The organism is Mycolicibacterium madagascariense (assembly GCF_010729665.1).
Lineage (GTDB): Bacteria > Actinomycetota > Actinomycetes > Mycobacteriales > Mycobacteriaceae > Mycobacterium > Mycobacterium madagascariense.
This window is the reverse complement of record NZ_AP022610.1, coordinates 269903-289595: the sequence shown is the minus strand read 5'-3', so window position 1 is coordinate 289595 and position 19693 is coordinate 269903. Positions and strand designations below refer to the sequence as shown.

At 71.7% G+C, this 19693-nt stretch carries 21 protein-coding genes; 13 read left to right on the top strand and 8 right to left on the bottom strand.

What is annotated here, in order from left to right; genetic code table 11:
• The first annotated feature begins 414 nt into the window (after nucleotides 1-414).
• Complete coding sequence (locus G6N60_RS01445; protein WP_163731514.1) at nucleotides 415-843, top strand: hypothetical protein; 429 nt, start codon at nucleotides 415-417, stop codon at nucleotides 841-843.
• Nucleotides 844-1073: 230 nt separating this feature from the next.
• Entirely contained in the window at nucleotides 1074-1817 is a 744-nt protein-coding gene (locus tag G6N60_RS01440; RefSeq protein WP_163731510.1) for a cutinase family protein, read from the top strand.
• Nucleotides 1818-1821: 4 nt separating this feature from the next.
• Here the strand turns inward: G6N60_RS01440 and G6N60_RS01435 are convergent, their stop codons facing one another.
• Nucleotides 1822-2658 carry an SDR family oxidoreductase gene (locus G6N60_RS01435; protein WP_163731507.1) on the bottom strand — a complete coding sequence of 279 codons (837 nt, stop codon included), beginning with the start codon at nucleotides 2656-2658 and terminating at the stop codon, nucleotides 1822-1824.
• A gap of 78 nt (nucleotides 2659-2736) precedes the next feature.
• Between G6N60_RS01435 and phoU the strand changes: the two genes are divergently transcribed.
• From phoU to G6N60_RS01420, 3 genes are all read left to right on the top strand, one after another.
• A complete protein-coding gene (gene phoU / locus G6N60_RS01430) occupies nucleotides 2737-3384 on the top strand; it encodes a phosphate signaling complex protein PhoU (protein WP_163731504.1) in 648 nt (215 codons plus the stop codon).
• Nucleotides 3385-3398: 14 nt separating this feature from the next.
• Entirely contained in the window at nucleotides 3399-4352 is a 954-nt protein-coding gene (locus G6N60_RS01425; protein ID WP_163731502.1) for a D-2-hydroxyacid dehydrogenase family protein, read from the top strand.
• A 192-nt stretch (nucleotides 4353-4544) separates the two neighbouring features.
• Complete coding sequence (locus G6N60_RS01420; RefSeq protein WP_163731500.1) at nucleotides 4545-5141, top strand: Rv1733c family protein; 597 nt, start codon at nucleotides 4545-4547, stop codon at nucleotides 5139-5141.
• Here G6N60_RS01420 and G6N60_RS01415 read toward each other — a convergent pair.
• Nucleotides 5138-5437 (bottom strand): hypothetical protein, encoded by a 300-nt coding sequence (locus G6N60_RS01415; RefSeq protein WP_163731497.1) that lies wholly within the window; start codon nucleotides 5435-5437, stop codon nucleotides 5138-5140. The genes G6N60_RS01420 and G6N60_RS01415 overlap by 4 nt on opposite strands.
• A gap of 131 nt (nucleotides 5438-5568) precedes the next feature.
• Here G6N60_RS01415 and G6N60_RS01410 point away from each other — a divergent pair, with 131 nt between their 5' ends.
• The 3 genes from G6N60_RS01410 to G6N60_RS01400 all read left to right on the top strand — a co-directional run bounded on the left by G6N60_RS01410 (nucleotide 5569) and on the right by G6N60_RS01400 (nucleotide 8103).
• A complete protein-coding gene (locus G6N60_RS01410) occupies nucleotides 5569-6312 on the top strand; it encodes an SDR family oxidoreductase (protein ID WP_163731494.1) in 744 nt (247 codons plus the stop codon).
• A 208-nt stretch (nucleotides 6313-6520) separates the two neighbouring features.
• Entirely contained in the window at nucleotides 6521-7000 is a 480-nt protein-coding gene (locus G6N60_RS01405; RefSeq protein WP_163731490.1) for a hypothetical protein, read from the top strand.
• Nucleotides 7001-7098: 98 nt separating this feature from the next.
• Nucleotides 7099-8103 (top strand): glycoside hydrolase family 6 protein, encoded by a 1005-nt coding sequence (locus G6N60_RS01400; protein ID WP_163731486.1) that lies wholly within the window; start codon nucleotides 7099-7101, stop codon nucleotides 8101-8103.
• A gap of 5 nt (nucleotides 8104-8108) precedes the next feature.
• On the opposite strand, the gene G6N60_RS01395 is transcribed toward G6N60_RS01400, so the two are convergent.
• Nucleotides 8109-8408, bottom strand: coding sequence for a thiamine-binding protein (locus G6N60_RS01395; RefSeq protein WP_163731484.1), 300 nt, complete (start codon nucleotides 8406-8408; stop codon nucleotides 8109-8111).
• A 15-nt stretch (nucleotides 8409-8423) separates the two neighbouring features.
• Nucleotides 8424-8987 (bottom strand): FKBP-type peptidyl-prolyl cis-trans isomerase, encoded by a 564-nt coding sequence (locus G6N60_RS01390; RefSeq protein ID WP_179969622.1) that lies wholly within the window; start codon nucleotides 8985-8987, stop codon nucleotides 8424-8426.
• A gap of 215 nt (nucleotides 8988-9202) precedes the next feature.
• Here G6N60_RS01390 and G6N60_RS01385 point away from each other — a divergent pair, with 215 nt between their 5' ends.
• Nucleotides 9203-10780, top strand: coding sequence for a glycosyltransferase family 39 protein (locus G6N60_RS01385; protein ID WP_163731481.1), 1578 nt, complete (start codon nucleotides 9203-9205; stop codon nucleotides 10778-10780).
• Nucleotides 10781-10784: 4 nt separating this feature from the next.
• Here G6N60_RS01385 and G6N60_RS01380 read toward each other — a convergent pair whose 3' ends face one another.
• The gene (locus G6N60_RS01380) at nucleotides 10785-11414 is read right to left on the bottom strand and encodes a class I SAM-dependent methyltransferase (protein ID WP_163731478.1); all 630 of its coding nucleotides are present in this window, start codon (nucleotides 11412-11414) and stop codon (nucleotides 10785-10787) included.
• Nucleotides 11415-11503: 89 nt separating this feature from the next.
• Here G6N60_RS01380 and G6N60_RS01375 point away from each other — a divergent pair, with 89 nt between their 5' ends.
• Genes G6N60_RS01375 through G6N60_RS01365 form a run of 3 tightly spaced genes read left to right on the top strand, consistent with a single transcriptional unit; the run spans nucleotide 11504 to nucleotide 14843 of the window.
• Nucleotides 11504-12460 carry a WcbI family polysaccharide biosynthesis putative acetyltransferase gene (locus G6N60_RS01375; protein WP_246240175.1) on the top strand — a complete coding sequence of 319 codons (957 nt, stop codon included), beginning with the start codon at nucleotides 11504-11506 and terminating at the stop codon, nucleotides 12458-12460.
• On the top strand, nucleotides 12457-13485 hold the full coding sequence (locus tag G6N60_RS01370; protein ID WP_163731472.1) for a glycosyltransferase: 1029 nt from the start codon (nucleotides 12457-12459) through the stop codon (nucleotides 13483-13485). Before G6N60_RS01375 ends, G6N60_RS01370 begins: the two co-directional genes overlap by 4 nt.
• Nucleotides 13482-14843 carry a glycosyltransferase family 2 protein gene (locus G6N60_RS01365; RefSeq protein WP_163731469.1) on the top strand — a complete coding sequence of 454 codons (1362 nt, stop codon included), beginning with the start codon at nucleotides 13482-13484 and terminating at the stop codon, nucleotides 14841-14843. The genes G6N60_RS01370 and G6N60_RS01365 overlap by 4 nt, the downstream gene beginning before the upstream one ends.
• Before the next feature lie 4 nt (nucleotides 14844-14847).
• On the opposite strand, the gene G6N60_RS01360 is transcribed toward G6N60_RS01365, so the two are convergent.
• Entirely contained in the window at nucleotides 14848-16503 is a 1656-nt protein-coding gene (locus tag G6N60_RS01360; RefSeq protein ID WP_163731466.1) for an ABC-F family ATP-binding cassette domain-containing protein, read from the bottom strand.
• 90 nt (nucleotides 16504-16593) lie between these two features.
• Between G6N60_RS01360 and G6N60_RS01355 the strand changes: the two genes are divergently transcribed.
• Nucleotides 16594-17595 carry an endonuclease/exonuclease/phosphatase family protein gene (locus tag G6N60_RS01355; RefSeq protein WP_163731463.1) on the top strand — a complete coding sequence of 334 codons (1002 nt, stop codon included), beginning with the start codon at nucleotides 16594-16596 and terminating at the stop codon, nucleotides 17593-17595.
• Between the two features lie 10 nt (nucleotides 17596-17605).
• On the opposite strand, the gene G6N60_RS01350 is transcribed toward G6N60_RS01355, so the two are convergent.
• Both G6N60_RS01350 and G6N60_RS01345 read right to left on the bottom strand, forming a co-directional pair.
• On the bottom strand, nucleotides 17606-18595 hold the full coding sequence (locus tag G6N60_RS01350; protein ID WP_163731460.1) for an amidohydrolase family protein: 990 nt from the start codon (nucleotides 18593-18595) through the stop codon (nucleotides 17606-17608).
• Entirely contained in the window at nucleotides 18592-19527 is a 936-nt protein-coding gene (locus tag G6N60_RS01345; protein WP_163731456.1) for a class I SAM-dependent methyltransferase, read from the bottom strand. Before G6N60_RS01345 ends, G6N60_RS01350 begins: the two co-directional genes overlap by 4 nt.
• Nucleotides 19528-19693: the final 166 nt, after the last annotated feature.

The window sequence follows — 19693 nt, the reverse complement described above, 5'->3', positions numbered from 1 at the left end:
ATTGCTCACCACCTGGCGATCCTTCCGGTCGACGTTCCTGGGCACCGGGCGTCCGCCGGTTCGGCACGATACCGGTCGCGACGACGGAAGTGGTTGGCGCGCAACGTGTCACGGCGCCGACCCGAGGCACCGGCGTGACCGTCGGGGGCGCCTCGGCCGGTGCTGCGGCCCACCGTACGTGAACCGCGCCGGGCGGGCATCCTCGCCGACCGGCCTGCGCCGTGACCTGGCGATAGGGTCAAGTGCTTGGCTGTCAAGCACTTTCGCGACGGACCGGTGGGACCCGCGGCGGCGCGGCCCCACCCGCCGCGCCATCGTCCGGTGGCAGGCAATCCGGCCGATCATGCATGAGATCGTGCGTTTGCGGGTAACACGCGCCAGCAAGGGTTAGACACACAGAATTGGAGTGCCACCATGACCGACACCCGGAAGACCCGTCGATTCTCCGCCGCGGCGGGCATCGCGGCCGTCATCGCCCTGAGCACGCTGACTGCGGCGTGCGGCGGTAGCGACAACGGCGGTTCCTCGAGCACCAGCAGCACGACGACCACCACGACCACGACGGCCACCACGACCATGACCCCGAGCGCGACGGCGACCGCACCCGCGGGCACCGGCACGACGGGGCCGGGTGCAGGCGCCGGACCCGGTGGCGCGTCCGCGGGCGTGCCCGGTGCGGGCGCAGGTGCCGGACCCGGTGGCGCGACCGCGGGTGCGGGCGGCACGGGCGCCGGAGCCGGACCCGGCGGTGCCAGCGCCGGCGTGCCCGGTGCGGGTGCCAGCGCCGGACCCGGTGGCGCAGGTGCGTGCGCCGGTCCCGTGTGCGTCGGCACGGGCGGCTAATCGCTAGGACGTCCTACCCCATCGCCTGCGGTGCCCTCGTGCACCGCAGGCGATGGTGGTTTGGGGGCCCGAGCCAGCGCCGGGGGCGTGGCGGCCGCCACTTCTTCGCGCAGGCAGGAATGGGTTTTGGCCGTTGGCGGTTAGCCCTGGTGGAGTTCAGCACCGCTGCGTCGTGGCGCTGACGGCGGACGCCTCCAGACGTCCGCACACACCCATCGAGAGGCACGCTCATGACCGCCAACACCGCAGCGACATCCACCCCCACCTCTCGCACGACGCACTGGCGGCGTTGGTTGGCCGCCGCCACCCTCGGCGCCGCGGCGCTCGTCGGCCCGCAGGCGGCCGGCGTGGCCTCGGCTCAGGACGCGTCCTGCTCGGCCGTCGAGGTCGTCTTCGCCCGCGGCACCTTCGAGGCGCCCGGGGTCGGCGCGACCGGCCAGGCGTTCATCGACTCCCTCAACGCACAGCTGGGCGGCGCACCCGTCGGCGTCTACGCCGTCGACTACCCCGCGTCACTCGACTTCCAGGCCGCCGCCCAGGGCGTCGCGGACGCCAGCAACAAGGTCGAGCAGCTCGCCGCGAGCTGCCCCGACACCAAGATCGTGCTGGGCGGTTACTCGCAGGGCGCGGCGGTCGCCGGGTACACGACGTTCGACGCCGTGCCCGCCGGACTGGCGCTGCCGGACAGCATCACCGGGCCGATGCCGCCCTCGGTCGCCAAGCACGTCGCGGCCGTGGCCCTGTTCGGCACCCCCGACCAGTGGTTCCTGAACCTGGTCGACCGCAGTGCGCCGCCCATCACGATCGGGCACCTCTACGCGGCCAAGACCGTGCAGGAGTGCAACGTCGGCGACCCGGTCTGCTACGCGGGCGGTCTCGACCGGTCGGCGCACAGCGCCTACAAGGACAACGGGACGGCCGACCAGGCGGCAGCCTTCGTCGCCAAGCAGATCAACTCGGCGTCGGCGGCCTAGCGACCTAGCCGGCGCCGGCGACCCTGGCCCGCTCCCTCATCGAGGCGACCACCCCGCCGTCGCAGAGGATGTCGGTGCCCGTCAGGTAGCCGGCCCGGTCGCTCGCGCAGAAGGCGAACAACTCGGCCATCTCGTCGGCCCGGCCCCACCGCGGGACGGCGAAGTCCGCGACCATCGCACCGGCGCCCGCCTCCGCCTCCAGCCGCCCCATCTCCGTGTCGACCGATCCCGGTGACACCGACACGATCCGCAGCCCGCGTGCGTTGAACCGCTCGGCCTGCGACGTGGTGTACCAGGCCACGAAGCTCTTGCTCACGGCGTAGGCGAAGCCCGGACGCGCGTCCGGTGGGATGGCGTCGCAGGTCTTCCGCATCGCCTCGACGAAGGCGGCCTCGTCCCGCGGGGCCAGGGGGAATCGGTCCGACGGGATCAGCTCGGGCGGCAGCAGGTGTGCCGCCATCGACGCGACGTTCACGATCGCGGCACCCGCGTCGGCCGACTCGTAGAAGACCTCGTCGACGTTGATCGTGCCGAGCGCGTTGGTCCGCATCACGTAGTCGGCGTCGCCCATGCTCGGGCTCACGCCGGCGGTGTGGATGACCGAGGCGATCGACCCGAGGCTCGCCGCGGTCTCGAACGATCGGCGCACTGCGGACCGGTCGGTGACGTCGGCCTCGACGAGCGTCGGCTCGATCCCGCGCTCGCGCAGTGCGACGGCGGCCTGCTCGAGGCGGTCCCGCCGCACGTCGCAGAGCACCACCCGGCGCTGGGCACCGAGGATCGTGGCCGTGGCGACGCCCATTCCACCCGCGCCGCCCGTGATGATGGTCACTGCATCCATCCCTGCACGCTATCCGGCGGCGGGTGCGCGATTGCCCCGATCCGGGGTGGGTACTAGTGCCCCGAGTAGGAGAGTGCCATGCGCAACGATTTCCACGCCGAGCTCGACTCGCTGACCGGGTCGCTGAGCCAGATGTGCGGCCTGGCGGGTCTGGCGATGGAGCGTGCGACGCAGGCGTTGCTGCAGGCCGACCTGGTACTCGCCGAGCAGGTGATCACCGACCACGAGCACCTCACCCGGATGCAGCTGCACGCCGAGGAGGCCTCCCTGCTCCTGCTGGCCCTGCAGGCTCCCGTCGCCGGTGACCTGCGCGTGGTCGTCACGTCGATGCAGAACGTCGCGGACGCCGAGCGGATGGGCGGGTTGGCGCTGCACGTCGCCAAGATCGCGCGCATCCGCCATCCCGCGCCCGCCCTGCCCGAGGAGGTGAACGGCTACTTCGCCGAGATGGGCCGCATCGCCGTCGACCTCGGCAACAACGCCAGGGACGTGGTGCTGTCCCGCGATCCCGAGAAGGCCGCGCAGATCGGTCGCGACGACGACGCCATGGATCAGCTCCACCGGCATCTGTTCACCCTGATGATGGATCGGGAGTGGGGCCACGGCGTCGCCGCCGCGGTGAACGTCACCCTGCTCGGCCGGTTCTACGAACGCTTCGCCGACCACGCGGCCGCCATCGGTCGTCGCGTCGTCTTCCAGGTCACCGGGAGCACCCCGGACGTCTAGCGCGAGGAGCCCGCGTGTCCACCGTCACCGTTCTCGACGACTACCAGGGCGTCGCCCTGAGCAGCACCGACTGGTCGGCCGTGCAGGAGACCCACACGGTCGACGTCATCGGCGAACACATCGCCGACCCCGCCGAGTTGGTGGACCGGCTGCGCGAGAGCGAGGTCGTGGTCGCGATGCGCGAGCGCACCCCGTTCCCCGCGTCGGTCCTCGACGCCCTTCCGGCATTGCGGCTACTCGTCACCACCGGCATGGTCAACGCGTCGATCGACGTGGCGGCCGCCGCGCGGCGAGGGATCACGGTGTGCGGGACGGGCGGCTCCGGCAACGCCATGCCGGAGCTGACCATGGGCATGATCATCGCGCTGACCCGCAACTTCGCGCAGGAGGACGCCGCCGTCCGCCGCGGCGGTTGGCAGCACACCATCGGACCCGGCCTGTCCGGATCCACCCTCGGCATCGTGGGGCTGGGACGGCTCGGCATCCCGGTGGCCCGCCTGGGACAGGCCTTCGGCATGTCGGTCATCGCCTGGTCGCCGCACCTGACCGCCGAGCGCGCCGCCGAACACGGCGTCCGCGCCGTCACCAAGGCCGAGCTGTTCGGGCAGGCCGACGTCATCACGGTGCACGTCCCGCTCGCCGACGGCACCCGCGGCATGGTCGGGGCGGCCGACCTGACGTTGATGAAACCGACTGCGTACCTGGTGAATACGTCACGCGGCCCGATCGTCGACCGTGACGCACTGATAAGCGCCCTGCGTGAGCAGCGCATCGCCGGGGCGGGTCTGGACGTGTACGACGTCGAGCCGCTGCCGCTCGACGACCCGCTGCGGTCGCTCCCCAACACGCTGCTGCTGCCCCACATCGGGTACGTCACTACCGACGCCTACCGCGTGTTCTACCGCGACGCCGTGGAGGACATCCTGGCGTTCGACGCCGGTGCCCCGGTGCGCGTCATCACTCCGTGAGGGATGTTTGCCGGAGCGGACGATCGTCACCGTGTGCCTGCGACCGACGCAGCCACCGACTCCCGGCCAAGACCCGCCCGCACTGTGACGTCCATCGCCTCCACGCTGCAGCAGTTGGCGGATCGACGGTCCCGGTGTCAGCATGATAGGGGTGTCCTTCGGAATCGTCCGGCCCCCGTCCGAGCTATCTCGATGACCGGTCGACCATTTGCTAGCCGGGTCCGCTGGTGGCTCGGCGCCTGCGGCGGCAACCCCATCGTGCGCCGCAGTGACCGCGTCGAGGCGCTCGTCGTCCTCGCCGCGCTGGTGCTCGCCATCCTGGCCGTTCCGTTCGCCGCCCACGTCGAGGACTCGACGTACCGGTCCCACCTTCACCTCGTCGCCGAGCAGGAGGCGACACGGCACTCCGTGCAGGCCGTCGTGCTGCAGGGCAGTACGGGCATGCCGACGGACTTCGACGCTCCGGTCACGGTCCCCGTGCAATGGCACGAGGGCAACCGGGTGCGCACCGAGGAGGTCGTCAGCCCCGGCGTCGTTGCGACGGGCGCACCGCTGACGGTGTGGCTCGACACCGCGGGGCGCGTCGTGCCGGCGCCGCTGACGCCGACCGACGTCCGGGTCAGCGCGATCAGCGTGGGTTGGACCGTGTGGGTCCTGATCGTCATCGCCGGCGGGCTGGCGGCAGTCGGCGTGCGGTGGCGACTGGACCGACACCGCGCCACGGCGTGGGACCGCGCGTTGGCGCTGCTGGCCCACAACGACGACGGCTGGGCCAACCGGCGGGCCTAGTCCCCCGGGCGCGGCACGTCCGCCGACCACCGCGCGCGACGCTCGCCGTCGGTCTGCTCCCACCACGGCGGCCTGCCCCGTTCGCCCAACGCGACCTTGCTCGCCTGGACGCCGGCCCTGGCCCCCTTCTCCTCGTCGGTTCCCTTGGTGCGCCGCACTTCTCGACGCCACGCCATCAGGATCGCGGTGAGTTCGGCGCGCCGCTCCTCGGGGATCTCGGGATCGGTGGCGCGCCAGCGCCGACCACCGATCACGCGGTAGTGGCCGTCGTCGGTCAGCGGGGGCGGATCGCTCACCCGGTCTCCTCTCGACGTGACGCCTGGTCGATCAATACCTCATCGTGACCTTATTTAAGCCTTATTTTTCTTAATAATGCGCGTACCGTGGGTTCCGACGCCGACGGCGCCACCGACGGAAGGAACCCGACATGGCACGTGCACCCCAGAGGATCGTCCTCATCACCGGTGGATCGAGGGGCGTCGGCGCCGAGGTCGCGCAGCGCCTCGCCAGCGCCGACACCCACGTCATCGTCAACTACCGCGAGAAGGCCGCCCGCGCCGAGACCATCGCCGACGCGGTGCGCGCCGCGGGTGGCAACGCCTCCACGATGGCCGCCGACATCTCCGACGGCGCGGCGGCCGCCGCCATGATCGACACCATTGCGGCGCGCTTCGGTCGACTCGACGCGCTGATCCTCAATGCCTCGGGCGGGCTCGAGCTGGGTGCCGACCCGGGCTACGCGATGCGCCTCAACCGGGATGCGCAGCGACGGCTGGCCCGGCTGGCGATGCCGCTGCTCCCGGCCGGCGGCCGCATCGTCTTCGTGACCAGTCACCAGGCGCACTTCTTCCCCCACAAGGCGGTGCCCAAGGGCTACTCCGCGGTCGCGGCGAGCAAGCGCGCCGGGGAGACGGCGCTGTACACCATGCGTCCGCAGCTCGAGCGCGCCGGCATTCACCTCTCGGTGGTGTCCGGCGACATGATCGACGGCACGATCATCGTGCGGCTCCTCGAGCGGCGCGATCCGGGCGCCGTCGAGGCACGTCGCAGCGTCGCACCGCTGCCCACGGTCGGACAGTTCGCGTCCGCCATCGCCAACGCCGTGACGACGCCCATGCCGACCGGGATCGTCTACGTCGGGGGTGCGGACTACCTCGCGACCACCGGGTGAGGCACCGGGTGTGGCGGGGCGAGAAGGGGTGAGAAAGAGGGTGGAAAAAGAGGGGTGCGCAAGAGGGGGTGAGGCCCCTACCGTCTCGGCAGCGTTTTGACATCGTTATCCAAGTTTGCCTCTTCTGTCACATGGGTAACTCTGTTAACAGCGCCGGTGCGCCGGCGTGACCACATCACGCAATGAAAGAGCCGAATGGAAGCCCCTCATGAACACCGTCCTTTACTTCAGCGCCAACGGCGCCGTCTATGAGACCCGCGCCTACACCAAGGCAGACATCGACCAGCTCGTCCATGCCCAGGGCTTGCAGTGCCTGACCAGTGCCGACAACCAATTCGACTTCTGGTTCAGCTCGACACCGGCCGGCTGCCAGCGCCGCATCAACCGCGGCGCCACTGAGATCCTGCTGAGCACCACCTCGTTCAACGGCCGTTCGGTTCCCCTGCTCCGCGGCGGCGTCGTCGTCGCCACGCACGACGCCGACGGCGACCTCGACGGGCTGAGCTGGCAGCAGCTCGAACTCCTCGTCGAGAAGAGCAGGTCGCTGACCGCGCGCGACGAGCGTCTCCTCAACCGCCGCATCAACCGCGACGTGCGCCGCAGGCAGCGTGCCGCCACGGCCGCACCCGTCGCCGTGCCCGTCCGCCCGGCCCGACCGGTCCGGCCGCGCACCCCCGCCCTGACCTGACCGCAGGGCGACGTCGACCCGAGTCGACGGTCCTGCTGGAGCGCCGTCGATCTCGTCGTGATTGGCGAATATCGAGCGCGCCAACTACTTTCCCCTGAGTGACGTCCTCAGGTGTTGGCGCGTTCGCGCGGTGGATCACTCCCCTCTTGGCAGCGGCGGTCGTCGTCGCCACGGGCACGTTGGCAGAGCCGACGCCGCTCACCTCCACCCAGGCGGTGCGCCTCGTCGACGACGCCAATCCGCTTGCGGGACAGAACTTCTACGTCAATCCGTCCTCGGCGGCCATGCGCGCAGCGCAGAGCGCCCAGCCGCCGAGCCCGGAGCTGACCGCGATCGCCAACACGCCGCAGGCGTACTGGATGGACCAGCTCTCGACGCCCGCCGTCGACGCGAAGTACATCAGCGCCGCCCAGGCCGCGGGCACCATGCCGATCTTGGCGCTCTACGGCATTCCGCACCGCGACTGCGGCAGTTTCTCCGCGGGCGGCTTCGGGTCGGGTGCTGCCTACAAGTCGTGGATCGACACCGTCGCGGGTGACATCGGCGGTGGCCCGGCGACGGTCATCCTCGAACCCGACGCCCTCGCCATGGCCGGCTGCCTGTCGGGCGATCAGCGCCAGGAGCGCTACGACCTGATCCGCTATGCCGTCGACACGCTGTCGAACAACCCGGCGACCGCCGTCTACGTCGACGCCGGTCACTCGCGGTGGACGAGCGTCGACGAGATGGCGTCGCGGCTGAACCAGGTCGACGTCGGCCGGGCCCGCGGTTTCAGCCTCAACACCGCGAACTTCTTCACCACCGACGAGGAGACCGGCTACGGCGAGGCGATCTCCGGGCTGACCAATGGGGCGCACTACGTCATCGACACCTCGCGCAACGGCGCGGGCCCGGCTCCGGATTCGCCGTTGAGCTGGTGCAACCCCAGCGGCCGGGCGCTCGGTGTCCCGCCGACCACGGCGACGGCGGGCGCGCACGCCGACGCCTACCTGTGGGTGAAGCGCCCCGGCGAGTCCGACGGGTCGTGCGGGCAGGGGGCGCCGGGCGCGGGCCGCTTCTCCGACCAGTTCGCCATCGACCTGGCCCGCAACGCGGGTCAGTAGCCCGCTCAGTCGTTCAGCGCGTCCTCGATGCGCTGCACCTTGGCGGTGAGCTGGCCGGTGAAACCGGGACGGACGTCGGCCTTGAGCACCAGGCTCACGCGCGGTGTGTGCGCGGCCACGGCGTCGACGGCCTGCTTGACCACCGCCATCACCTCGTCCCATTCACCCTCGACGTTGGTGAACATCGCGTTGGTCTCGTTCGGCAGCCCGGACGCCCGCACCACGCGCACGGCCTCGGCGACGGCGGCACTAACGCCGCCGTCGTCGTCACCGCCGGCCGGGGTGATGCTGAAGGCCACGATCATCGCCGGCGCCGGTCTCTAGTTGGCGCCGAGGATCTTGATGGCGAAGACGAGCGAGTCGCCCGGCTGAATGCCCGCGGCCGGCTGCCCGTCGGGGTAGCCGTCGGCTGAGGTCATGGCGACGGCGACGGTGGACCCGACCTTCTGGCCGACGATGGCCTTCTGGAATCCCGCCACCACCCCGTTGAGCGGGAAGTCCGCCGGCGTGCCGCGCTGATAGCTGCTGTCGAACACCGACCCGTCGCGACCGTTGACGCCGACGTAGCAGACCGAGGCCGTGGCCGTGGGGGCCACCACCGGGCCGTCACCGGCCTGCAGCACGTGGACCTGGGTCTGGCTGACGCTGAACGGCGGCGTCACGGTGACCACCGGGGCCGTCGTGTCCGTGGAACCGGTGACCGCGACGCTGCCGGTCGTGCCGGGCAGTGTCCACTGCGGGGTGGCGGAGGCCGGCGCCACCGACGGGCACGTGCCCGCAGCCTTGGCCGTGTCAGTCGCGGAGCCGCACGCGGCGAGCGCCACGACCATCGAGGCGGTGCAGGCCGCGAGCGTGAGGGGACGGGAGATGCGGGGAGAGTTCACGGGTCGACGCTACCGTTGCGCCGAAGCGGCCAGCGAACGGGCAGATTATCGGCGCCGCGACCCGGGTATCTCAGACCCACGTTTCCGGCGCCCGCAGGGAACCCGTCTCACCGGTCACCGTCGACGGCGGGACGCAGGACAGAGGTATATCGTCACCCGCGAGCCGAGGATCCGGCCGTCGCATTGCCGTGGGGAGCACCGCATTGTCGCTCGTGATGTCCGACGCCGCGGTGGCACCAGAGGCCGTCGCAGCAGCGGACGAGGTCGCCCGGCCGCACCGGCTGCGGCCGGGCTGGGACCCGGTCCTCGTCGCGATCCTGACGATCGGGATCAGCGCGGCCGGCGCGAGCCGACCGTCGTCGTGGTTCGACGAAGCCGCGACGATCTCGGCGGCGACGCGCCCGCTGACGGCGCTGTGGCGACTCCTGCAGCACATCGACGCCGTCCACGGCCTCTACTACTACGTCATGCATGGCTGGTTCGCGCTCGTCCCGGTCACCGAGTTCTCGTCGCGGGCGCCGAGCTGTCTCGCGGTCGGGGTGGCCGGCGCGGGTGTCGTCGTCCTGGCCCGGAAGTTCTGCGACCGGCCGGTCGCCGTGTGCGCGGGTGTCGTCTTCGCCGTGCTGCCCCGCACGACGTGGGCCGGCGTCGAGGCCAGGTCGTATGCGTTCACCGCGATGGCCGCGGTGTGGCTGACGGTCGTGCTGGTGGTCGCGATCCGCCGGAATCGGCCGTGGCACTGGCTGCTCTACCTGCTGCTGCTGGTGGCCGCGATCCTGCTCAATGCGTTCATGGTGCTGCTCGTCGCCGTGTACGCCGTGGGGCTGGCGGTCCTGTCGCCGCGGCGCGCCGCCGTCGCGTGCTGGGTGGTGACGACCGCCGTCGGCACGGGCCTGGCGACACCGTTCCTGTTGTTCAGTCGCACGCAAATGGGGCAGGTGGCGTGGATCTCGCCGCTGAACCACGACACCGTCATCGAGGTCTTCCAGAACCAATACTTCGACGGCAGTACGCCATTCGCGATCATCGGGGGCGTCCTCGTCGTCGCCGCGGTGCTGTCCCGGCTGCTCGGCGCTCCCCCCGCCGGGCCGGGGGTCGGACGGCTCACGGTGCTCGCGGTGGCGTGGATGGCCATTCCCACCGCGACGCTGCTGCTCTTCACCGTCTTCGCCGCGCCGATCTACTACCCGCGCTACCTGTGCTTCACCTCGCCCGCGGTGGCCCTGCTGCTGGGCGCGTGCGTCGCGCGGATCGCGCGGTCACCGGGTCCGGCGGCCCTGCTGCTGCTCGTCCTCGCGGTCGCGGCGGCGCCGAATTACGTTCTCGTACAACGTGCTCCGTACAAGCGCGAGGGGATGGACTACAGCGAGATCGCCGACGTCGTCACCCGGCATGCCCATCCGGGTGACTGCCTGTTGCTGGACAACACCACGTCGTGGAAGCCGGGACCCATCCGTCCCCTGCTCGCCTCGCGCCCCGCGGCCTACCGTGGGCTCGTCGATCTGGGCCGCGGAGCCCGTGCCACCACCACCGACCGGCTCTGGGACGGCTTCGTCCCGGTCTGGACCGTGCAGGACCGGCTGCGCCGCTGCTCGGTGATTTGGACTGTGTCCGAACATGATTGGACGCGACCCGCGCACGAGAGCGGCGTCGCACTGGCGCCGGGACCCCGGCTCGGGTCGGTGCCCGTCTACCAGATCCCGTTCCGGATGGGCTTCCGCATCGTCGAGCGGTGGCAGTTCAACTTCGCGCAGATCACCAAGTCGATGCGATGGTGGCCGGCCGGACGCTAGCGGGTCAGGGCTTGAGCCACCGCCACTGCGCCGTCAGCCAGGCCTGCGCGTCGGGCAGGGTGTCCCCGACCGCGGCGACGACGCCGGGCCAGTACCGGTCGTCGTAGTCGTCACCGGAGAGCCAACCGCCGGACATCACCTTGGGCGCCCACGCCTCGATGTCGCCGACGACGCTGTCGTAGTCGTGCCTGGCGTCGAGGTGCACCCACGCCAGCGAGCCGTCGACGAAGAAGTCGGCGGCCTTGGGCGAGCTGCTGATGAACACGTGCACGGCATCGGCGAAACCGCACGACACGATGTTGCGGTGCAGCAGACCGGCGAACGTGCCGCCGCCGTGGTCGACGGCCGGTCCGTGGGCGTTCTCGTTGGCCCGGCCCTCCGCGCCGCTGCCCCGGCAGGTGTCGATGCCGACGACCGTGAAGTCGCGGCCCGCCGTCTGGACGACGTCGGCGAGCGAGCACAGGCTGCGACCGAGATAGGAACCGACCTCGACGAAGGTGCTGCCCTCGGGGAACGTGGCGACGGCCTCCTGCTGGCCCTCCCGCCAGTGGAACCAGCCGGGGATGTCCGACCAGCTCGAGACCTCGTCGGCGAACGCCGACTGCGGCGGTGAGACCTGGGGTGACTGGACCATGTGACGGTTCTTCCTTCCTGACGCGTGCCCCGATGAGTTACCCACGGGCCCGCGATGCAATCAGCTCGCCGACAGCTACCCTCGCTGAGGTGACCGATCAGGGCCGACGGCGGCATTACGGCGGGTTCTACGACCCTCCTGCCGACGACGACACCGGGCGTCCGCTGTGGGTGGTGCTGGGCAACTGTCAGGCCGAGGCGCTGCGGCTGACGCTCGACGCCGTGGACGACCCGCCCTATCGCACGGTCCGGGTGCCCCCGGTGCACGAGCTGACCGCGGACGACATCCCCCACCTGCACGCGCTGCTGAGCCGGGCGGCGGTGTTGCTCACCCAGCCGATCAGGACCGACTACCGCGACCTGCCGCTGGGCTCGCTGCAAACCGCGGCGATGGTGCCGGCCGGGGCGACGGTGCTGCGCTGGCCTGTCATTCGATACGCCGGGCTCTACCCGTTCCAGGTGATCGTCCGCCACCCCGCCGACCGGTCGGTGGTCCCGCCCGTGGTGCCCTATCACGACCTCCGCACGATCGCGGCCGCGCTGGCCGGCCGCTCGCTGGACGACCCGTGGGACGTCGAGGTCGAGCCCGACCGGTTCCGTGCCGTGGCGCAGGAGAGCACGGCCGCCCTCGCCGCGCGGGAGCGGCGCGACACCGACGTCGGGGTGTCCGACGTACTCGCCGACGCGGGCACCGACGCCGCGCACGCCATCAACCATCCCGGCAACGTCGTGCTCGCGGCGCTCGGCCGTCGGGTGCTCGCCGAGCTGGGGGTGCGCGAGGAGCTGACCGATGCCGCGCTGGGCGATCGCCCCCTGCTCGGCTCGGTCTTCGTGCCGCTGGAACAGCGAGTGCTCGATGCGCTCGGCATCGCCGGGCAGCCCCGCAGCGACTGGTGGCTGGACGGCGAGACGATCGACCCCCAACGGGTGCACCGCACCCAAATGACCTGGTATCAGCACAATCCCGACTTCCTGCGCCTGGCCGTCGAGCGGCACCGCACGACGATCGACCTGCTGGGCCTGCCCGTGGGCGGGGCGGTGCGGTGACCGCAGCGTCGTCGACCGGTCCGCTCGTCCACCTGGTGATCGGCCCGCAGCAGCACGGGGTCGTGCGCTTCGGGGTGGAGCTGCACGCCGCGTGGTCCGACGGCTTCGCCGCGCTGCAGCGCTGGACCGGCCCCGCGGCCGAGCTTCCCGGCGACGCGGTGCCCGCCGGGTGCGGGGTGCACCTGCAGTTCACCGATCGCCTATTCGGCGCCGATGCGGTCCAGGCGGCGGCGGTCGTCGACCGGCTGGCGGCCGGTGTCCACCGCGGTGGGGGGCGGGTGACGGTCACCCTGCACGACCTCCCGCACCTGTGCGATCTCACCAACTACGCGACGCGGGCCCGCGGGTACGTCGCGCTGGCCGCGGCCGTCGACGGCATCGTCGTCAGCAGTGAACACGAACGAGAATTGTTGCGCGACATCGGCATTGGCGACGCGACAGCGGTCGTACCGCTCCCCATCGCCGCCCCCGTCATCGGGCAGTGGGAGGCGACGGCCGACCGGTCGGTGGCCGTCTTCGGATTCGTCTACCCGGGCAAGGGCCACGACGAAGTCCTCCACGCGATGCAGGGCCTGCCGCCCGACGTCCGGCTGCTCGCCGTCGGCGAACCCTCCGCGGGGCATGACGACCTGATCGTCGAGTTGGAGGAACTCGCCCGCGCCCAGGGTCGTCCGTTCGTCACGACGGGGTACGTCACCGACGACGATCTGCCCGCCCTGCTGAGATCGGTCACCGTGCCCGTCGTGCACCACCGGCACGTGTCGGCGTCGGGCTCGCTGAACTCCTGGCTCTCGGCGGGCCGACGGCCGCTGGCGCCCGCCACCCGCTACACCCGCGAGATCGCCCAGCGCAATCCAAAGGCCCTGTGGCTCTTCGACGATCGGCCCGGCGCTCTCGCCGACGCACTGCGCGCCGCGCTGGCCGACCCCACCGCGACATGGCTGCCGCCCGGTACGGTCTGCACGCCCTCGTGGGAGGAAGCCGGCGCGGCCTACCGACGCGTGCTGGGCGCCGTGCACGGATGACCGGACCGCTGCCGCTCACCGACGGCCGCTTCGTCGTGCCCGGCAACCGGTGGGATCTGCTCGCCGCGGAGCCGTCGCGCGCGGTCCGGGTGGGCGTCGTCATCCCCCACTACGAGCAGCCCGCTCAGTTGGCACTCGTGCTTCGGGCCCTCGAATTGCAGGACTACGCAAGTGATCTCATCGAGGTCGTCGTGGCCGACGACGGGTCGGCGAATGCCCCGGACGTCACCGGTGCGGCGCTGAACGTCAGGGCGGTGCGGCAGGAGGACCGGGGTTTCCGGGCGGCGGCCGCGCGCAATCTCGGCGCGGCGGCCACGACCGCGGACGTGCTGTGCTTCCTCGACGCCGACACCGTGCCCGAACCCGGGTACCTGCGGCACCTGGTGCGCCTGCCGTCGCTGCTGCCCGACGCCCTCGTGGTCGCGCGACGGCGCCACGCCGACCTCACCGGCCTCTCGCCCGCCGCACTCGAGGACTGGTGGGCCGGCCGGATCCGTCCCGAGATCCTTCCCGAGCCCGGATGGCTGGTCGACGCCTACGCCGCCAGCGCCGACCTGCTGCACGCCGACCTCGCCTCCTACCGTCACGTCATCAGCGCCGTGATGTGTTGCAGCCGTGAGCTCTTCGATGAGGTCGGCGGTTTCGACGAATCGTTCCGCGAATACGGCGGCGAGGATTGGGAATTCGCCCATCGCGCCATGGCGGGTGGCGCCGTGCTGCACCACGCCCGCGATGCGGTCGCCTGGCACGACGGGCCCGACTGGGGTGACCGTCCCGTCGCCGAACGCGCTGCGGGCAAGAACCGGGAGGCGCTGGCGATGGCTCGGCTGATTCCCGATCCCGCCGCGCGCCGCTTCGGCCTGCGCTACGACGTCCCCGCCGCGTGCGTCGAGATCGACACCGCGTCCCACGGCGCGGGTTCGCTCGTCACGACGATGGCGGGCTTCCTGGGCGAGGACGTCGGGATCTGGCTGACCGGTCCCGCCGCGGCCGGATTGCTCGACGAGCTGGGACTGCAGGATCCGCGCGTGCACGCCGGCCCGGTGCCCGACGCCCTCGCGCGGCGGTGCCGCTTCGTGGTTCGCACCACGGGACGCCCGCTGCTGCCGGACGGGTCGTTCGCCGAGCTGCTGAGGCGCTGCGGGGAACCCGGCGTCGGCGAGGTCCGCACCGTCGGAGCCGCCGCGGGGGTGGTGGTCCAGGCGACGTGGGCCGTGAGCCGCCGACGGCGGTGGACCAATGGCCATGTCCGCTTGCGTGATTCGACTCAGGCAGCGGGGCTCTCGGCGACGCTGACCGTGGCGGCGGACTCGATCGGACTGGTCGACGTCGAGCCGGACGCCGACCTGTCCTGGTGAGGGTTCACAGCTCGGTGACCCCACCGCCGTCGACCAACCACCGCCGGTCGAGTCGGACGTTCTGCAGCATCCTGCGGTCGTGCGTGACGAGGAGCAGTGCGCCGTCGTAGTTCTCGAGCGCCTGCTCCAGCTGTTCGATGGCGGGGAGGTCCAGGTGGTTGGTCGGCTCGTCGAGCACCAGCACGTTGGTGCCACGCGCCTGCAGCAGCGCGAGGCCGGCGCGGGTCCGCTCGCCCGGTGAGAGGTCGTCGACGGGGCGCTCGACGTGGTCGGCCCGCAGCCCGAACTTGGCGAGCAGGGTGCGCACGTCGGCCGTCGACCACGACGGCACCCGCTCCTCGAAGCGGTCGACGAGGCGGGCGGAGCCGGTGAAGTCCGCACGCGCCTGGTCGATCTCACCGATCGCGACGTTCGCGCCGAGGCTCGCACGCCCCTCGTCGGGCCGCTGACGGCCAAGGAGTAGCCGCAGCAGGGTCGACTTGCCCGCCCCGTTGGGACCGGTGATGCCGATCCGCTCACCCGCGTCGACCTGTACCGACACGGGTCCCAGCACGTAGTCGCCGTGGCGTACCACCGCGGCGTCGAGGACCGCGACGACCGAGCTCGACCGCGGCGCGGCACCGATGGTGAACTCCAGGGTCCACTCCTTGCGCGGTTCGACGACCTCCTCGAGCCGGGCGATCCGACTCTCCATCTGGCGCACCTTCTGCGCCTGCTTCTCACTGGACTCCGTCGCCGCGCGGCGCCGGATCTTGTCGTTGTCGGGGGACTTGCGCATGGCGTTGCGGACACCCTGGCTCGACCACTCCCGCTGGATACGGGCGCGCGCCACCAGATCGGCCTTCTTCTCGGCGAATTCGTCGTACTGCTCGCGGCGGTGCCGGCGGCCGACCTCGCGCTCCTCCAGGTAGCTCTCGTAGCCGCCGCCGAAGACGGTGTTGGTGTGCTGCGCGAGGTCGAGCTCGAGCACGCGAGTCACGGTGCGCGCCAAGAACTCTCGATCATGACTCACCAGCACGACGCCACCGCGCAGGTCGCGGACGAACAGCTCCAGCCGCGCGAGGCCGTCGAGGTCGAGATCGTTGGTCGGTTCGTCGAGGAGCACGACGTCGAACCGCGACACCAGCAGCGCGGCCAGCCCCACCCGGGCGGCCTGACCACCGGAGAGCGCGGTCATCGGCGTGACGTCCGGCCGCACCACGCCCACGTCGAGCCCGAGGTCGGCGAGCACCGCGGGCAGCCGCTCGTCGAGATCGGCTGCGCCGGAAGCCAACCAGTGGTCGAGCGCCGCGGAGTACGCGTCGGCCTGGGCCGGGGTGTGGTCGGGGTCCGCCAGCGCCGCCGCCGTCGCGTCCAGCGCCCGGGTCGCGTCGGTGCAGCCGGACCGCCGGGCGACGTAGGCGGCGACGGTCTCGCCAGGCACCCGTTCGTGCTCCTGCGGCAGCCATCCCACGAACGCGTCCGCGGGCGCCAGACTGACCGAACCGTCGAGGGGTGCGAGGTCACCGGCCAGGATGCGCAGCAGCGTGCTCTTGCCCGCGCCGTTGGCGCCGACGACCCCGACGACGTCACCCGGTGCGACGGTCACGTCGAGTCCCTCGAAGAGCGTGCGGTGGGCGAAGCCGCCTGCCACGTTCTTCGCGACGAGCGTTGCGGTCATGGGTCCATCGTCGCACCGCGCACCCGGCACGAGCGATTGGCAGCGCCCCGGAAGCCGCTGGGCCGGACGGCGTCGCTATCTTCGGCTGTCGTGCCCAGGAAACGTGCCGACGCGACAGCCCCCATCGGCGAACTCCGAGAGCCGGGGGTGCTCGTCCGCCGCGGACTCGGCGCGGCGGCGTCGCTGGCGGTGGTGCGCGCTCTGGCGGCCAGGCAGGCGACCGAACCGTCGCGCGGCACGGCGATCGTCGCCGCGGCGGCGCCGCTGATCGGCACCGCGGCCACCGTGACCGGGCTGGCCCTGGCCGCCGACCGCCGCAGTCGGGTAGCCGGGCTCGCGACCGCCGCGTTCGGCGCGGCCGCGCTGAGCCCGCACCTGGCGTCGTTCGGCGGGACCGAACCCGGCCGCGCCACGACGGCGACGCTGCGGGTCACCTCGGCCAACGTCCTGTTCGGTCGCGCGGACGCCGCGAGCCTGGTCGGTTGGGCGGCGGCGCACACCGACGTCCTCGTGGTGCAGGAACTCACCGCGGACTGCGCGGCCCGCTTCTCGGCGGCGGGCCTCGACGAGGCGTTCCCGCACCGGTTCCTCGAAACCCGGCCCCGCGCGGCGGGAATCGGGGTGTGGAGCAAGCACCCCATCACCGAGACCCGGCACCTCCCGGGCCCGCTGATGCCGTGCCTCGCGGTACGGCTGCAGGTGCCCGGCTGCCCGACCGACCCCACGGTCGTGGCGGTGCACCTGGAGAGCCCGGTGGACATCGTCGGCTGGCGCGCCGATCTCGCGGCCCTGCCGTCGACGTTGCGCGAGGCCGATGCCTGGGCCGACGGTGGCGCGGTGATCGTCGCCGGAGACTTCAACAGCACGCTGGACATGCGGCCCTTCCGCGATGGTCTCGCCGGCTACGCCGACGCGGTTCGCCAGGCTGGAGCCGGCTACCCGGCGACGTTCCCCAACCACCGGAGGTGGACGCCGCCGCTCTTCGTCATCGACCACGTCCTCACCCTGCGGTGCACGGCCACGCGCGCCCGCACCGCGGGCATCGCCGGTTCCGATCACCGGGCGCTGCTCACCGAGATTCAGCTCGGCTGACGGGGCTGCGTCAGCGCCGGATGCCGGCCCGCAGTCGCTCCCAGTTCTCCGAGGCGATCGCCGCCCGCTGGGCGTCGGTGAGGTCGGCGCCGTCGAGGAAGCCCCGCGCCTTGCCGCCGTCGGTGGGGACGAAGGGATAGTCGGCGGCGAACATGATGCGTTCGGGTCCCACCACGTCCAGCGCCCACCGCAGGTAACGCTGGCTGAACACACCGCCGGGGGTCAGGTGGACGTTGGTCGCGACGTATTCGCTGATGCTGCGCTGCAAGCCGGCGGTGGCGCTCATCCGGTCGATCCTGTCGAGGTAGAACGGCACCATCTCACCCCAGTGGCCCATGATGATCTGCAGACCGGGGAACCGGTCGAACACCCCGGCCAGGATCAGCCGCAGCAACTGCACGCCCGTGTCGTAGTGCCAGCCGACGCCGTGCGTGGCGAAGGCCGCGTCGACGACGTCGCCGAAGCCCCCGTAGTACGCCTCGCGGACGCCGGGCGGTGGCGACTGGGGGTGCAGGTACAGGGGCGCGCCGAGCGCTTCGGCCGCCTCGAAGAGTGGCCAGAAGTCGGTGTGGTCGATGCTCTGGTCGCGCACCCGGCTGAAGATCAGGGCGCCGTCGAAGTCCAGGCTGGTGACCGCGCGCTGCAGTTCGGCGGCCGCGGCGGTCGGGTCCTGCAGCGCCAGCGTCGCGAAACCGCGCATCCGGTCCGGGTGCTGCCGCACGGCATCGGCGAGGGTGTCGTTGCTCGCGCTCTGCAGGGCGACGCCGGCGCCGGGGTCCAGGTTCCACAGCCCCGGCGTGGTCAGCGACATCACCTGGGTGTCGATGCCCGCGTCGTCCATCACCGCCAGGCGTTCCTCCCCGAGCGTGAGCAACCTGCGGCCGGTGTCACCGGTCGTCGAACCCGCCGTCGCAGGATCTCGCCAGCGGGCGTCCAGCGAATTCCACGCGTCGACCACCTCGCGCGTGACGTAGTGCTCTTCGAGGCCTACGACCTTCATGAATCCTCCTCGTCGTGGATCGTTCGTCGCCGTCCGGAGATGAACGTGCTGGGGATGGCGTCCGCCTCGGCTGCCGGCCGGCCGCGGTAGTGCGCGACCGCCTCCGGCACCGACGTGGCGGAGGCCTCCCAGCCGTGCTCGCGAAGCCAGCCGACGACGTCGGTGCGCGTCTCGGCGTAGGACAGCGCGGCGACGTCGGTCGTGGCGCCCCCAGTGCTGGCGACGCTCGAGAATCGTTGCGTCAGTTCACGTTCCCGCGCGACCCGGTCCGGGCTGGCCGCGTCGTCGGTGGGCGCGTTGGCCACCACCCGACTCCCCGGGGCGCTGAGCTCGTGCAGGCGCTCGAACAGCAGGTCCTGCGCGTGCGACGGCAGGTAGCGCAGCAGCCCCTCGACCGACCACGCGGTCGGCGCCGCCTCGTCGAAACCATTCTGCCGCAACGTCATTGGCCAGTCCTGGCGTAGGTCGATCGCCACCTCGGTGCGCTCGGCGGTGGGCTGCGCACCGTGCTCGCGCAGCGTCGCGGCCTTGAAGGCGAGCACCTTGGGCTGGTCGAGTTCGAACACGCGGGTGCCGTCGGGCCACGGCAGCCGCCACGCCCTGGAGTCCAGGCCCGACGCGAGGATCACGACTTGGCGGATCCCGGCTTCGGATGCGGCGCTGAAGAAGTCGTCGATGAAGGCCGTTCGGGCGGCGAAGAAGTCCAGCAGAGATCGAAGGTGACCCGCGAGCTCGGGGTCGGCGTCACCGCCCGCGCGGTCGAAGACGTTCCACGTCCCCTCGCCCGCGGCGTCGAGGAACACGCGCGCAAGGGGATCTCGGAACAGGGGCGCGGCGCTCTCGGTCTCCGCGGCGCGGGCCCCGGCGACCATCAGCGCGGTGGCGCCGACACTCTCCGTGACGTCCCAGGTGTCGTCGTCCGTCCGGCCCATGGCTGCCCCTCTCGTCGTCGGCCCGCCGCCTCGTTCGGACGCTACGCCGCCAGGCTGTGACGCCGGCTGCCTCCAAACGCACACCAACCTTTCAGCTGGGCTTCAGGGACTGCCGGGGTGGATTCGTGACGATCATTCCCAGCCGGATGACCTGTCATCGCACGAA

Coding starts and splice junctions, on each gene's coding strand:
- G6N60_RS01445 (WP_163731514.1), top strand. CDS start 415: ATGACCGACACCCGGAAGACCCGTCGATTCTCCGCCGCGGCGGGCATC.
- G6N60_RS01440 (WP_163731510.1), top strand. CDS start 1,074: ATGACCGCCAACACCGCAGCGACATCCACCCCCACCTCTCGCACGACG.
- G6N60_RS01435 (WP_163731507.1), bottom strand. CDS start 2,658: ATGGATGCAGTGACCATCATCACGGGCGGCGCGGGTGGAATGGGCGTC.
- phoU (WP_163731504.1), top strand. CDS start 2,737: ATGCGCAACGATTTCCACGCCGAGCTCGACTCGCTGACCGGGTCGCTG.
- G6N60_RS01420 (WP_163731500.1), top strand. CDS start 4,545: ATGACCGGTCGACCATTTGCTAGCCGGGTCCGCTGGTGGCTCGGCGCC.
- G6N60_RS01410 (WP_163731494.1), top strand. CDS start 5,569: ATGGCACGTGCACCCCAGAGGATCGTCCTCATCACCGGTGGATCGAGG.
- G6N60_RS01405 (WP_163731490.1), top strand. CDS start 6,521: ATGAACACCGTCCTTTACTTCAGCGCCAACGGCGCCGTCTATGAGACC.
- G6N60_RS01395 (WP_163731484.1), bottom strand. CDS start 8,408: ATGATCGTGGCCTTCAGCATCACCCCGGCCGGCGGTGACGACGACGGC.
- G6N60_RS01385 (WP_163731481.1), top strand. CDS start 9,203: ATGTCCGACGCCGCGGTGGCACCAGAGGCCGTCGCAGCAGCGGACGAG.
- G6N60_RS01380 (WP_163731478.1), bottom strand. CDS start 11,414: ATGGTCCAGTCACCCCAGGTCTCACCGCCGCAGTCGGCGTTCGCCGAC.
- G6N60_RS01365 (WP_163731469.1), top strand. CDS start 13,482: ATGACCGGACCGCTGCCGCTCACCGACGGCCGCTTCGTCGTGCCCGGC.
- G6N60_RS01360 (WP_163731466.1), bottom strand. CDS start 16,503: ATGACCGCAACGCTCGTCGCGAAGAACGTGGCAGGCGGCTTCGCCCAC.
- G6N60_RS01350 (WP_163731460.1), bottom strand. CDS start 18,595: ATGAAGGTCGTAGGCCTCGAAGAGCACTACGTCACGCGCGAGGTGGTC.
- G6N60_RS01345 (WP_163731456.1), bottom strand. CDS start 19,527: ATGGGCCGGACGGACGACGACACCTGGGACGTCACGGAGAGTGTCGGC.